At 68.5% G+C, this 13,343-nt stretch carries 8 protein-coding genes; 4 read left to right on the top strand and 4 right to left on the bottom strand.

Features of this window, described 5'->3' with window-relative positions:
- Window positions 1-21: 21 nt before the first annotated feature.
- The 3 genes from ABL840_RS35270 to ABL840_RS35260 form a co-directional block, all read right to left on the bottom strand.
- Entirely contained in the window at window positions 22-3,243 is a 3,222-nt protein-coding gene (locus ABL840_RS35270; protein WP_093306971.1) for a bifunctional cytochrome P450/NADPH--P450 reductase, read from the bottom strand.
- Window positions 3,244-3,383: 140 nt separating this feature from the next.
- A complete protein-coding gene (locus ABL840_RS35265; protein WP_093306972.1) occupies window positions 3,384-4,640 on the bottom strand; it encodes a branched-chain amino acid ABC transporter substrate-binding protein in 1,257 nt (418 codons plus the stop codon).
- A 27-nt stretch (window positions 4,641-4,667) separates the two neighbouring features.
- Window positions 4,668-5,375, bottom strand: a complete 708-nt coding sequence (locus ABL840_RS35260; RefSeq protein WP_093306973.1) for a TetR/AcrR family transcriptional regulator — start codon at window positions 5,373-5,375, stop codon at window positions 4,668-4,670.
- An 85-nt stretch (window positions 5,376-5,460) separates the two neighbouring features.
- Between ABL840_RS35260 and ABL840_RS35255 the strand changes: the two genes are divergently transcribed.
- The 4 genes from ABL840_RS35255 to ABL840_RS35240 all read left to right on the top strand — a co-directional run bounded on the left by ABL840_RS35255 (window position 5,461) and on the right by ABL840_RS35240 (window position 12,309).
- The gene (locus ABL840_RS35255; protein WP_093306974.1) at window positions 5,461-7,074 is read left to right on the top strand and encodes an AMP-binding protein; all 1,614 of its coding nucleotides are present in this window, start codon (window positions 5,461-5,463) and stop codon (window positions 7,072-7,074) included.
- 13 nt (window positions 7,075-7,087) lie between these two features.
- Window positions 7,088-10,384 carry a carboxyl transferase domain-containing protein gene (locus ABL840_RS35250; RefSeq protein WP_093307007.1) on the top strand — a complete coding sequence of 1,099 codons (3,297 nt, stop codon included), beginning with the start codon at window positions 7,088-7,090 and terminating at the stop codon, window positions 10,382-10,384.
- 65 nt (window positions 10,385-10,449) lie between these two features.
- Window positions 10,450-11,769 (top strand): SGNH/GDSL hydrolase family protein, encoded by a 1,320-nt coding sequence (locus ABL840_RS35245; protein WP_176947618.1) that lies wholly within the window; start codon window positions 10,450-10,452, stop codon window positions 11,767-11,769.
- A gap of 165 nt (window positions 11,770-11,934) precedes the next feature.
- The gene (locus ABL840_RS35240; RefSeq protein ID WP_093206457.1) at window positions 11,935-12,309 is read left to right on the top strand and encodes a YXWGXW repeat-containing protein; all 375 of its coding nucleotides are present in this window, start codon (window positions 11,935-11,937) and stop codon (window positions 12,307-12,309) included.
- 81 nt (window positions 12,310-12,390) lie between these two features.
- Here ABL840_RS35240 and purU read toward each other — a convergent pair whose 3' ends face one another.
- Window positions 12,391-13,248 carry a formyltetrahydrofolate deformylase gene (gene purU / locus ABL840_RS35235; RefSeq protein WP_093306975.1) on the bottom strand — a complete coding sequence of 286 codons (858 nt, stop codon included), beginning with the start codon at window positions 13,246-13,248 and terminating at the stop codon, window positions 12,391-12,393.
- Window positions 13,249-13,343 lie beyond the last annotated feature (95 nt).

Genomic DNA, 13,343 nt, shown 5'->3' with positions numbered 1-13,343 from the left:
CGCCAGGCCCTCGGGCCTTCCTCAGTTCCCCGCCCACACGTCCAGCACGTAGCGCTGGTCGGCGATCATCCTGTCCATCCACGCGGTGCTGTCGTGCCCGTGCTCGCGCGCGAGGTCGCTCAGCGTGCGCCGCACGTCGGGCTCCATGCGCGAGCCGTCGCCGCACACGTAGACCACCGCGCCCGCTTCCAGCAGCTTCCACACGTGGGCGGCCTGCTCGCGGATCAGGTCCTGCACGTAGACCTTGCGCTCGCCCGCGCGCGAGAACGCGGTGTGCAGCTTCATCAGGCCGCGATGCGCCCATGCCTCGAGTTCGTCCGCGTAGATGAAGTCCTGCTCCGGATGGCGGCAGCCGAAGAAGAGCAGCGCCTCGCCGAGCGCGGTGCCCGCCTCGACCTGCGCCGCGCGCTCCTGCAGGAAGCCGCGGAAGGGCGCGAGCCCGGTGCCGGGGCCGACCATGATGAGCGGCCGGCTCGCGTCCTCCGGCAGCCTGAAGCCCTCGGCCGTGGTCTCGCGCACCACGCCGTGCACCGTGTCGCCGGCTTCCGCGCGCGCCAGGAAGTTGGAGCACACGCCCTCGAAGGTGCCGATGCCCGACTTGGCCGGTCCGTTCACCACGCCCACTGTCACGCTGCAGCGGCCCGGCGTCATCGTGGGCGACGACGAAATCGAGTAGTAGCGCGGCGAGAGCGGCGAGAGCATCTCGAGGAATACGGCGAAGGGCACCTGGCAGGCCGGGAACTCGTCCAGCAGGTCGAGCACCGACTTGCGCTTGTGCAGCACCTCGGCCTTGTACTTCGCCTGCGAGGCCTCGTCGCTGCCCGACAGCGCCACGAGCTTTGGCTTGCTGAACGGGCACTCGGTATATGCCGCGAGCGTCGCGATCTGCTTGCGCGTCGCCACGTCCTGCAGTTCGACATAGTCGCCCAGCAGGCGGTCGACCGCGACCACCTGTTCCACCGGCAGCGCTGCCTTGCGGCCCGCCGCCGCGTGCAGCCGCACATGGGCCGTGCGGTCGAAGCCGAAGCGCTTCATCGCGCGCTCGACCTGCGCGGGGCCGTTGCGCGGCACCACGCTCAGGTGGTCGCCGGCGCGGTAGACCAGGCCCTCGGGCAGCATCAGCTCGACGTGGCGGGTCGAGCGGCCGGCTTCGCCGTCGCTGCCGCCGCTTTGCAGCTCGCGGTTCTCGATCACGCGCAGCGCCACCGCGCCCAGCGCGTCGACGATCGCGTTCTTCTGCGGCGGCGGCAGTTCTTCCAGCGTGTAGAGCGGTTCGCTCTGCGCGGGCGTGTCGGCGCCGGTCTTGATGTCGAAGGCCTTTGCCAGTTCGGGCCAGAGCGCGTCGCTCCAGTCCTGGAAGGCGCCGTCCATGTCCTCGCGCGCATCGCCCTCGCCGCGCGAGTGAACGCGCGCGGCGCCCAGCGCTTCCAGCCGCTCGTCGATGCGGCGCGGCACGGCCTGGTAGGTGGAGGCCCAGTCGGTGTTGCCGCAGCCGAAGACGCTGAAGCGCACGCCATTGAGCGAGTCGTCGGCCTTGTCGAGCCAGCGGTGGAACTCGGCTGCGTTGTCGGGCGCCGCACCGTTGTACGAGGCGCAGACGATGGCGACCGCGCCGCTGGCCGGCAGCCGCTCGGCATAGTCGTCGAGCGAGGCCAGCTGCGTGGAGAAGCCGCGCATCTCGCCGGCCTCTGCCAGCTGGCGTGCGAGGTCTTCTGCGGTGCCGAGGTTCGAGCCCTGCAGCACCAGCAGCGAGGTGCCATGGCGCGCCGCCTGCGGCTTGCGCGCGGCAGCCTGCACGGGCTGCACCGGGGCGGCGGCGGCATCGGTCATGTTGCCGCGCGGACGCGTGGCCGGGTCGCGCAGCAGCGCCTTGATCCTGAAATTCTCGGGCTTGATCGTCAGCGCTTCCTTGATCTTCAGCTTGTAGCCCGTGTGGTCCACCAGGTTGAAGCGCTGCAGGATCATGCCCAGCGTGAGCACTGCTTCCTGCAGCGCGAACTGCCGCCCGATGCAGGCGCGCTGCCCGTTGCCGAAGGGCTTGAAGGCGTTCACCGGCCGCTCGCGCTCGGCCTCGCGGCTGAAGTGGTCGGGGTTGAACTGGTCGGCGTCCTCGCCCCAGATGCCCTTGTCGCGATGCAGCGCCAGCGCGTGCATGATGACCATGTTGTTCTTCTTGATCGTGTACTGGCCGCCGATCTTCGTTTCTTCCTTGGCGCGCATCGAGATCGCTGGCGCAGTCGGGTACAGGCGCAGCGACTCCTTCAGCACCTGCATCACGTACTGCAGGCGGTTGACCTGCGCGTAGGTGGGCTTCTGCGTGGTGTCGGGGCCGAACACGTTGTCGACCTCGGCCTGCGCCTTGGCCATGGCGTCGGGGTTGTTCAGCAGGAAGTAGATGGCGAAGGAAAGCAGGCCGCTGGTGGTTTCGTGTCCCGCGATGAGGAATTCGATGCACTCGTCGCGGATCATCTTGTCGGTGAGCTTCTCGCCGCTCTTCTTGTCCACGCCCGCGATCATGTAGCTCAGCAGGTCGGGCTTGGTGGCGATGTCGGCTCCGCTCGCGCGCCGCTCCTCGATGATGTCCTCCACCATCTTGTGCATGTAGCGGATGTCCCTGCGCTGCTGCGCGAGCTCCTTCTTCAGCATCAGCTCTTCGAGCGGCAGGCCGCGGCGGTTCTGCACCGTCTCCAGCGTGCGCACCATCGCGTCGACGAAGGGATGGAAGCCCTCGCGGTAGAAGGAATTGAAGCGGTAGCCGAAGCCGCACAGGCCGATGGTGTCGAGCGTGAGCGCGGTCATGTCGCGCACCACGTCCACTTCTTCGTCGAAGTTCAGGCGCTCCCACTTGGTGACCAGTTGCCCGGCGATGTCCAGCATCATCGGGTGGTAGGCCTGCATCGCGCGCTGGCTGAAGTTGGCCAGCAGGATGTTGTGCGGCTTCGACCAGGTCTCCTCGTGCGTGTCGGAGGTGAAGAGGCCGTGCGACGCGGCGCGCAGCCGGCGCAGCGCGCCGCGCGTGCTCTTGTCGAAGCGCTCTTCCTCGCAGAGCTCGTCGACCAGCGCGGGCGATGACACCACGATCACCGGCATGCCCGGCATGTCCAGCCAGTAGATGCCGCCGAGGTCCTGCGCGATCTTCCACATGTCGAGCACGGGGGAGTCGGACCCGATCGACAGCAGGTTGCCGACGAAGGGTTTCTTCGCCGGGTGAGGGATCGGATGGAGCGAGTTTTTGCCTGCCATGGTCTTGTTGTGCCTTTGGAATGGACCCGCCTCTGATATCCGGGCTTCGCAAGCCGGAGTATCCCGACGGCACAGGCGGCAGGCAGGACGGGGTTTCCCTTACAAGACCCCGCCCTCTTCAGCAGTCGTGAAGGAATCGCTCAGGGCCGGACCATCTTGCACTCCGTGCCCTGTGCCAGTTCGTTCCCGGTATAGACCGCGTCGGTGCGAAAACCATAGTTCGTGCCTTCCCAGCCCGTCTTCACCGTCTTGCCGTCCACCGGCGCGATGGTGTTGACCACCTGCGGCAGCAGCAGCTGGTGGTCTTCGCCGCGCATGCGCACCGGGCCCACCACGGAGTCGAAAGTCAGGTCCTCGAGTGCGCGCGCGACCTTCACCGTGTCGGTGGAGCCGGCCTTGTCGATGGCGGCGGCCAGCAGGCGCGGCGTCATGTCGATGCGCGGCGCGAGGAAGTCCTTGCCCGTCTTGGCCTTGTAGGCCTTGGCAAGCGCGTCGACCTTCGGCGTGTCGGCCTCGCCCGGGTGCCATTCGGCCACCCAGGTCAGCTGGCCCAGCTTGGCCTGCGACACGGCAGTGACCGTGCCCGGCACCGAGCCCGCGCTGTGGTTGAAGTAGCGCAGGTTGTAGCCGGCGTCGCCGGCCGCCTTCAGCAGCAGCGTCATGTCCTGGCCCCAGTTGCCGGTGATGACCGAGTCGGCGCCGCTTTGCTTCACGTTGGCGATGTAGGGCGCGAAGTCCTTCACGCGGCCGATGGGGTGCAGCGTCTCGCCCACGAACTGGATGTCGGGCCGCGCCAGGCCCACCAGCTGGCGGCCGTAGCTGGCCCATTGCTTGCCGTGCGCGTAGTCCTGGTTCAGCAGGTAGACCTTCTTCACGTCCGGCGTCTTCTTGATGTAGTTGGCCAGCGCCTTCATCTTCATCGCGGTGTTGGCCTCGGTCTGGAAGTGCCAGAAGCTGCAGGCCTTGCCCGTCATCTCGGGGTCGATGGAGGAGTGGTTCAGAACGATCAGCTCCTTGCCCGGGTTGCGCTGGTTCCAGCGCGCCACCGACTGCACCAGCGCCGTGACGACCGAGGAGCCCGAGCCGCCGGTCACGATGGCCTTCGCGCCCTGGTCGATGGCCGCCTGCAGCGCGCTCTGGCTTTCCTGCGCCGAGAGCTTGCTGTCGAACTGAAGCAGCTGCAGCTTGGTGCCGCCGAGCACGCCGCCTTTCGCGTTGATGTCCTCGATGGCGTACTGCGTGTGCATCAGCATCAGCTCGCCCACGTTGGCGAAGGGGCCCGACAGCGGATCGATGTAGGCGATCTTGTAGGTCGCCTGCTGGGCGTGCGACGCGCCGGCGGTGGCCAGCAGGCAGGCAAGGGCGATCCGCGCCAGTGGCGCTTTCCTGAACTTCATGGTGATTTGTCTCCGGAGGTGTTGTCTTCAGTTCTTCGTTCGCAGCCCGATCACGCGGCTTGCCAGCTTCGTGAGTTCGGCCACGACTTCGTCGGGCGAGAGGCGCCCGCCCGGGCGGTACCAGCTGTAGAGGAAGCCCGGCAGGCTGCAGGCCGCGAGCGCGGTGATCTTGGTCTCGGTGAAGTCGAGGTCGCCGTCGGCGCGTGCTTCCTCGAGCAGCGGGCACAGCAGGTCGTAGAAGTGATGCGCGAGCTTCTTCTGCGCGGCGATGTACTCGGGGCGGTACACCTGCGGCTCGCGATAGGGGAAGAAGGCCACCGGGTGGTGCGAGATGGTCGCTCGGATCAGCCGCTCGATGCCCTCGAGCACCTTCTCGCTCGCGCGGCGCGGGTCGGCGGCGGCGAAGTCGAGCGCGGTGAAGCAGTCGACCGCGGGGCGCCACGACAGCGTCTCGAAGATCTCCTGCTTGTCGCGGAAGTAGTAGTACACGAAGGGCTTGGTCACGCCCAGTTCGCGCACGATCTGCGCCATGGTCGTGTTGGCATAGCCCTGCGCCGCGAAGAGTTGCGCGGCAGCCTGCAGGATGCGCTCGCGCTGCAGATCGGTGCCCTGCGTGGCCGCGCGCTGGCGGCCGGTGCCCTGCGGAAGGTGCGGCTGTGCCGTCGTGCTGCTCTCGCTCTGCTGCTGCTCTTGCGTTGCAGAGGGTTTGTGCCGTGTCGCGGAAGTTATACCCATGGGTAGGATTGTTCGTGCACCATGCGGCATTGGCAAGCGCCCGCCCGCCACAGGCGGCTATCGATAACCCTGAGAAAGTGACGCCATGGAGACATTGCCCGAACGCCCGCAGCAGCCCCTGCACGAGTACCTGCGCACCCACGCGCGCGAGCGGGGCGGCAGCCCCGCCTGCATCTGGTACGGCCACTCGATGAGCTGGGCCGAGCTCGACCGCGCGAGCGACGCCTTCGCCGCACGCCTGCAGGCGCTGGGCGTGAAGAAGGGCGAGCCGGTGGTGCTCTTCCTCAACAACTGCCCGCAGTACCTGGTGGCGCACTTCGGCATCCAGAAGATCGGCGCCATCGTCTGCCCGAGCGGGCCGCTCAACAAGGAGCACGAGCTGGCCTACCAGGTCAACGACCTGAAGGCGCGCGTGATCGTCGCCGCCGCGCCGCTGCTGCCGGTCGTGCGCAAGGTGCAGCCGGAGAGCGCGCTGGAGCACGTCTTCGCGGTGCACTACGCCGACCTGCTGCCCGACCCGCCCTCGCTCGACCTGCCGGCCGAACTGGCGGCGGAGCGCAAGGCCGGTCGCGCCGCGGCCGAGGGCTGCGAAGACTTCCTCTCCGCGATGCGTGGCGACGCGAAGCCGCAGCCCGTGGCCATCGACATGGACGACGTGGCGCTCATGACCTACACCTCGGGCACCACCGGCCTGCCCAAGGGCGCGATGCTGAGCTACGGCAACGCGCTCTTCAAGACGCGCGCGGCGGCCGATTGCAACGGCGTGGGGCCCGAGGACGTGTTGTTGTCCATCGCGCCGCTGTATCACATCGCCGGCATGCTGATGGGCGTCAACGTGCCCGTGCTCACCGGCGCGACCTCGGTGCTGATGCATCGCTTCGATCCGCGCGCGGTGCTGCAGGCCATCGACACCTACAGGGTGAGCTGGTGGTACAGCATCGCGCCGATGAACGTGGCCTGCATGCAGGTGCCGGACATCGCGGGCTTCGATCTGTCGAGCCTGAAGATGAACCCGGTGACCAGCTTCGGCATCACCTTCACCGAGCCGCTGGCGCTGCAGTGGCGCTCGCACGCGCCCAACTGCACCTCGTTCGAGGCGGCCTACGGCCTGAGCGAGACGCACACCTGCGACACCTACACGCCGCACCACGCGCCGCGCTGGGGCACGCAGGGCATCGCGGTGCCGGGAGTGACCATCCGCATCATCGACACCGATACGCAGGCCGACATGCCAACGGGCGAGGTCGGCGAGATCGTGCTCACCAGCCCCGGTTCGTTCAAGGGCTACTGGAACAAGCCGGAGGCCACGGCCGCCACGCTGCGCAACGGCTGGGTGCACACGGGCGACATGGGCAGGATCGATGCCGACGGGTATCTCACCTTCATCGGCCGCTTCAAGGAAATGATCAAGGTCTCGGGCTACAGCGTGTTCCCCGAGGAGGTCGAGACCATCCTCATCAAGCACCCGGCGGTGGCGCAGGCGGCAGTCATCGCGCAGCCTGACGCCGAGAAGGGCGAGGTCGTGAAGGCCTTCATCGTGCGCAAGCCGGGCGCCGCGCTCGAAGCCGATGCGCTCATCGCCTGGTCGCGCGACAACATGGCTAGCTACAAGGCGCCGCGCGCGGTGAGCTTCATCGACGCGTTGCCCACCACCGGCGCGGGCAAGGTGCTGCGCCGATTGCTCAAAGACAAAAGCTGAGAGGTTCCGTTTGCTGTTCTCCAAAGTTCTGATTGCCAACCGCGGCGAGATCGCGGTGCGCCTGGTGCGCGCGCTGCGCGACCTGGGCATCGCCAGCGTGGCGGTGCATGCGCGCGACGACGCGGCGGCGCTGCACGTGCAGCTGGCCGACACGGCCGTTGCGCTCGACGCGACGGGGCCTTCTGCGTACCTCGACATCGCGGCGCTGATCGCCGTGGCGAAGGCCCGGGGCTGCGATGCGGTGCATCCCGGCTACGGCTTTCTCAGCGAGCGCGCCGATTTCGCGCAGGCCTGCGCGGATGCCGGCCTGACCTTCATCGGCCCAACGCCCGGGCAGCTCGAGCTCTTCGGCGACAAGGCGCGCGCGCGCGAGCTGGCCGCGCAGTGCGACGTGCCGGTGATGCCCGGCAGCGCCGGCGCCGTGACGCTCGCGCAGGCGCAGGCCTTCTTCGCCGAGCAGCATGCACAAGGTGCTGGCGTGATGGTGAAGGCCATCGGCGGCGGTGGCGGGCGCGGCATGCGCGCGGTGCTGAACGCGGAGGATCTGCCCGAGGCGCACGCGCGTTGCATGTCGGAGGCCAAGGCCGCCTTCGGCATCGAGGGCGTGTACGTCGAGCGGCTGATGCGCAATGCGCGGCACATCGAGGTGCAGGTGCTGGGCGACGGCAAGGCTGTCGCCAGCCTCGGCGAGCGCGAGTGCACGCTGCAGCGGCGCTTCCAGAAGCTGGTGGAGATCGCGCCCAGCCCATCGCTGCCCGAAGCCTTGCGCGCGCAGGTCACGCAGGCGGCGCTGCGCATGGCGAAGGCGGTGGGCTATCGGGGCCTCGGCACCTTCGAGTTTCTCGTCGACGCGGCATCGGCGACGCTGCCCTTCGTCTTCATCGAGGCGAACCCGCGCCTGCAGGTCGAGCACACGGTGACGGAGGCCGTGACGGGGCTCGATCTGGTGCAGCTGCAGGTCGCCGTCGCTGCCGGCCAGTCGCTGGGCGAGCTCGGCGTGGAGCCCGATCGCACGGCGGCGCAGCGCGGCTTCGCGGTGCAGTGGCGCATCAATGCCGAGACGCTCGACGCGCAGGGCAATGCCCGTCCTTCGGGCGGCACGCTCGCGCGCTTCGATTTGCCGGCCGGCCCCGGAGTGCGCGTGGACACGCACGGCTACGCGGGCCTCGCGCCATCGCCGCACTACGACACGCTGCTGGCCAAGCTCATCGTGCACTCGCCATCGCCGCGCTTCGAGGACGCGCTGCGCCGCTCGCTGCGCGCGCTGGACGAATGCCACATCGACGGCATCGCCACCAACCTGCCGCTGCTGCGTGCCATCGCGGCGCGGCCCGAGTTCGCGACGCAGGCGGTGCACACGCGCTTCGTGGAGGCGCACCTGGGCGATCTGCTCGCTGCCGCAACCGCCTTCGAAAAGCAGGCGAGGAAGACGGTGCAGACACCGGCGGAATCGTCGCCTGTTGCCGATGACGACGGATCGGACGAACTCACCGTCAGGGCCCCGATGCCCGCGCGCCTCGTGCAGTTCGAGGTCGAGGTGGGCGACGTGCTGCCTGTCGGCGCGCAGCTCGGCGTGCTCGAGGCCATGAAGATGGAGCACCTGCTGCACGCGCCCGTGGCCGGCCGCGTGGTCGCGCTGCTGGCCGCGCCGGGCGACTATCTCGTCGAGGGGCAGTCGCTGGTGCAGCTCGAAGCCGTCGACGCGCAGGCGGTGCAGGCGGAAGCCCGCGCGGAGCACGACCTGGATGCGATCCGCCCCGACCTGCGGAAGGTAATCGATCGCCACGCCTACACGCTCGATGCCAACCGCAAGGCGGCGGTCGACAAGCGCCACGCGCAGGGCGGGCGCACCGCGCGCGAGAACATCGCCGACCTGTGCGACACGGCGTCCGATCCCGGCAACTTCATCGAGTACGGCGCGCTCGCCATCGCCGCGCAGACGCGCCGCCGCTCGCTGGAAGACCTGATCGTCAACACGCCCGCCGACGGCATGGTCACGGGGCTGGGCAGCATCAACGCTAAGCAGTTCGGGCCCGAGGCCTCGCGCTGCGCGGTGCTGGCCTACGACTACACCGTGCTGGCCGGCACGCAGGGCATGCGCAACCACCACAAGACCGATCGGCTGCTGGCGGTGGCGCACCAGCTCAGGCTGCCGCTGGTGCTGTTCGCGGAAGGCGGCGGTGGGCGGCCGGGCGACACCGACATGCCCATCGTGGCCGGCCTGAACAACCACACCTTCAGCCAGTTCGCGGCACTGTCGGGCAAGGTGCCCGTGGTGGGCATCGTGCACGGGCGCTGCTTCGCGGGCAACGCGGCGCTGCTGGGCTGCGCCGACGTGATCATCGCCACCAAGGGCAGCAACATCGGCATGAGCGGCCCCGCGATGATCGAGGGCGGCGGGCTCGGTACCTTCGCGCCCGAGCAGATCGGTCCGAGCGGCGTGCAGTCGCGCAACGGCGTGATCGACATCCTGGTGGAAGACGAAGCCGCCGCGGTGGCCGCCGCGAAGCAGTACCTCTCGTACTTCCAGGGCGCGACCACCGAGTGGCAGTGCGCCGACCCGCGCACGCTGCGCCACGTGGTGCCCGAGAACCGCCTTCGCGTGTACGACGTGCGCGCCGCGATGCGCGGCGTGGCCGACACCGGCTCGCTGCTCGAGCTGCGCGCGGGCTTCGGCGCGGGCATCGTCACCGCGCTCGCGCGCATCGAGGGCAGGCCCGTGGGCCTGATGGCCAACAACCCGCATCATCTCGGCGGCGCGATCGACGTGGAGGCGGCCGACAAGTCCGCGCGCTTCATGCAGCTGTGCAACGCGCACGGCTTTCCAATTGTTTCGTTGTGCGACACGCCCGGCTTCATGGTCGGGCCCGACATCGAGGCGCAGGCGCAGGTGCGCCACGTGTGCCGCATGTTCATGGTGGCCTCGCACCTGCGCGTTCCCTTCTTCGCCGTGGTGCTGCGCAAGGGCTACGGACTGGGTGCGCAGGCGATGACGGCCGGCGGCTTCGATGCGCCTGTTTTCACAGTGGCCTGGCCCACCGGCGAATTCGGCGCGATGGGGCTCGAAGGTGCCGTGCGGCTGGGTTTCCGCAAGGAACTGGCCGCCGCGTCCGAGGGCGCCGAGCGCGATGCGCTCTTCAAGAAGCTGGTGGCGCAGCAGTACGAGAACGGCGAGGCGATCCACATGGCGCAGACGCTGGAGATCGACGCGGTGATCGACCCCGCCGAAACACGCACCTGGCTGGTGCGTGGCCTTTCATCGGCCACGAAGGCGCAGGGACCTGCGGTTGCGTATGTAGACACCTGGTAACCGGGCTTTAGACCTCGTCACGCGCGGGGGAACAGTGGCTCCGTACACTGGGCCGCTTTGCGCGCATGAATCTGGTCTCCCGATGGGCAGCCCGCCTCCGCGACGTTGCCGTCGCGCACTGGGTGGCCGCCTTCCTCCTCGCCCTGCTGGCCGTCGGCGTGCAGGCCGTCACGCCCGATGGGCGTCCGCGGCAGCCCGCCGAGGCGCACTGGGTCGCGAGCTGGGCCGTGGCGCCTGTCGAGTTCGCCGAGATGGCCGCGAGCCCGGGAGGCGCCGGCTTCTCGTCGCCGGCGGGCAATGACCTGCGCGGGCAGACGCTTCGCCAGAAGGTGGAGCTGTCGCTCGACGGCGAGCGCATCCGCATCCGCTTTTCCAATCGCTTCGGCAAGACGCCGCTGCGCATCGCCGCCGCGAGCGTGGCGCGCGGCACCGGTGGCGAGGCGTTCTCGCCGACCTCGCTGCACGTGCTGCGTTTCGGCGGCCGCAGCAGCCTCACCATCGCCCCGGGCGCGGATGCATGGAGTGATGGCGTCGACCTTCCGGTGCAGGCGGGGCAGACAGTGGTCGTGAGCGCCTTCTTCGACCGCACCACGCCGTTCGCCACGGCGTCGATGCTGGAGTCGGGCTCGACCTGGGTCACGGCCGGCAATGCCGTGATGACGCCGAAGCTCAGGAACCCGTCGACGCTGGTGCTGAACCAGATCGTGACAGGGCTCGACGTGCTCACCACCAGGTCCATTCGCACTGTCGTGGCATTCGGCGATTCGATCACCGCCGGAAGCACCGAGGCCACCAGCGGTGCCTATCCCGACATGCTGGCCACGCGCCTGCGCGATACGCAACCCGGCGGCCAGGACGTCGCGGTGCTCAATCTCGGCATCGGCGGCAACCGGCTGCTGGCCGACGGCATCGGGCCCAGCGGGCTCTCGCGCTTCGAGCTCGACGCGCTGAAGCAGAGCGGCGTGACGCACGCGATCATCCTGCTGGGCACCAACGACATCGGCCGCGCGATGTTCGCCAAGGTGCCCGGTGCCGAACTGAAGCCGCGCGACATGCCGACGGCCGAGCGCATCACCGAGGGGCTGAAGCAGCTCGTGAAGCAGGCGCGCGCCAAGGGCGTGAAGGTGCTGATCGGCACCGTGCCGCCTTTCAGGAACACGCCCTACTGGAGCGAGGCGAACGAAGTCATGCGCGAGGCCGTGAACCGCTGGATCCGCAGCAGGCAGGACGTCGACGGCGTGATCGATTTCGACGCCGCGCTGCGCGACCCGGCCGACCCGCAGGCGCTGAACCCGCTCTACGACTCGGGCGACCACCTGCACCCCAACAAGGCCGGCCATGCGGCGATGGCCACGGCCATAGACCTGCACGAACTGCAGGAGTGAATGCCGGAAAATCTCTGTGAACCTCTGTGAGTGAGCGCTAGCAAGAGCCCAAAAGGCCCCAAAGGCGCGTCACAGCTTTACACAAGACTTCGTGTCTGGCTTACAGGAGGTTCACAAGGGCTGGGCAGCATGAAGGCTCCTCCAACAACTCATGAGGAGTTCTTCATGAAAAAACTCGCATTGGCTCTTTCCGTCGGCGCTGCATCGCTTCTGTCGGTGGGCGCACTGACCGTTCCGACGGCCGTGCAGGCGCAGCCTGTGATCACCATCCAGACGCCGCCGCCTCCGCCGCGCTATGAGCGCGTTCCCCCGCCGCGCCGCGGCTATGTGTGGGCGCCGGGACATTACGAGTGGCGTGGCGGCCGCCACGTGTGGATCGGCGGCGGCTGGGTCCGAGCCCGCCCGGGCTATGCCTACCGTCCGCCGGAGTGGCGCCAGGACGGCGGCCGCTGGGTCTACAACTCGGGCCGCTGGGACCGTGACGGCGACGGCGTGCCGAACCGCTATGACCGCCGGCCGAACAATCCGTATCGCAACTGACGGCAGCGCCTGAAGCACGCATGCCCCCTTTTCAGGGGGCATGTTCGTTTCAGGGCCTGCTGATCGACGAGGATCCGGGGATCAGCGGAACACCACCGTGCGATGCCCGTTCAGCAGCACCCGATGCTCGCTGTGCCACTTCACCGCGCGCGCCAGCACCTGGCTCTCGGTGTCGCGGCCGCGGGCCGTGAGGTCTTCGACCGTGTCGGTGTGGTCCGCGCGGGCCACGTCCTGCTCGATGATCGGGCCTTCGTCGAGGTCGGCAGTCACGTAGTGGGCGGTGGCGCCGATCAGCTTCACGCCGCGGTCGTGGGCCTGGTAGTAGGGCTTGGCGCCCTTGAAGCTGGGCAGGAACGAGTGGTGGATGTTGATCGCGCGGCCCGAGAGGCTGCGGCACAGGTTGTCGCTCAGGATCTGCATGTAGCGCGCGAGCACCACGAGCTCGGCGCCCTCGGCTTCGATGATTTCCAACTGCTTCGCCTCGGCCTGCGCCTTGGTCGCGGCCGTCAGCGGGATGTGGTGGAAGGGCACGTTGTAGCTGGCGGCCAGCTGGTAGAAGTCGCGGTGGTTCGAGATGATGGCGCGCACGTCGATGGCGAGCAGGCCGCTCTTCCAGCGGAACAGCAGGTCGTTCAGGCAGTGGCCTTCCTTGCTGACCAGGATCACCGTCTTCATCGGTTCGGCGGCCGCGTGCAGCTGCAGGGTCATGCCGAAGCCTGTGGCGAAGGTCTTCAGTTCCTCGCGCAGCGCGGATTCGCTGTGAGCGCCGCAGGCGAAGCGCACGCGCATGAAGAACAGGCCGGTGTCATGGTCGTTGTACTGGGCCGCCTCCTCGATGTTGGCGCCGCGCTCGAGCAGGAAGCCCGAGACGGCGTGCACGATGCCCGTCCGGTCGGGGCAGGAAAGGTTCAGGATGTAGGCGGGCGTATTCGTCGTCATATCAGTTCAGTTGCTCGATCAACCGGCATGCGGCTCTACCGCCGCGCGCCGATTCCAGGGATACCGCGGAACCGGCTTTGCCGGGCCGCAGGTAT

The sequence above is a fragment of the Variovorax sp. NFACC27 genome (assembly GCF_048301545.1).
Lineage (GTDB): Bacteria > Pseudomonadota > Gammaproteobacteria > Burkholderiales > Burkholderiaceae_C > Variovorax > Variovorax gossypii.
This window is presented reverse-complemented; position numbering and strand designations above follow the sequence as displayed.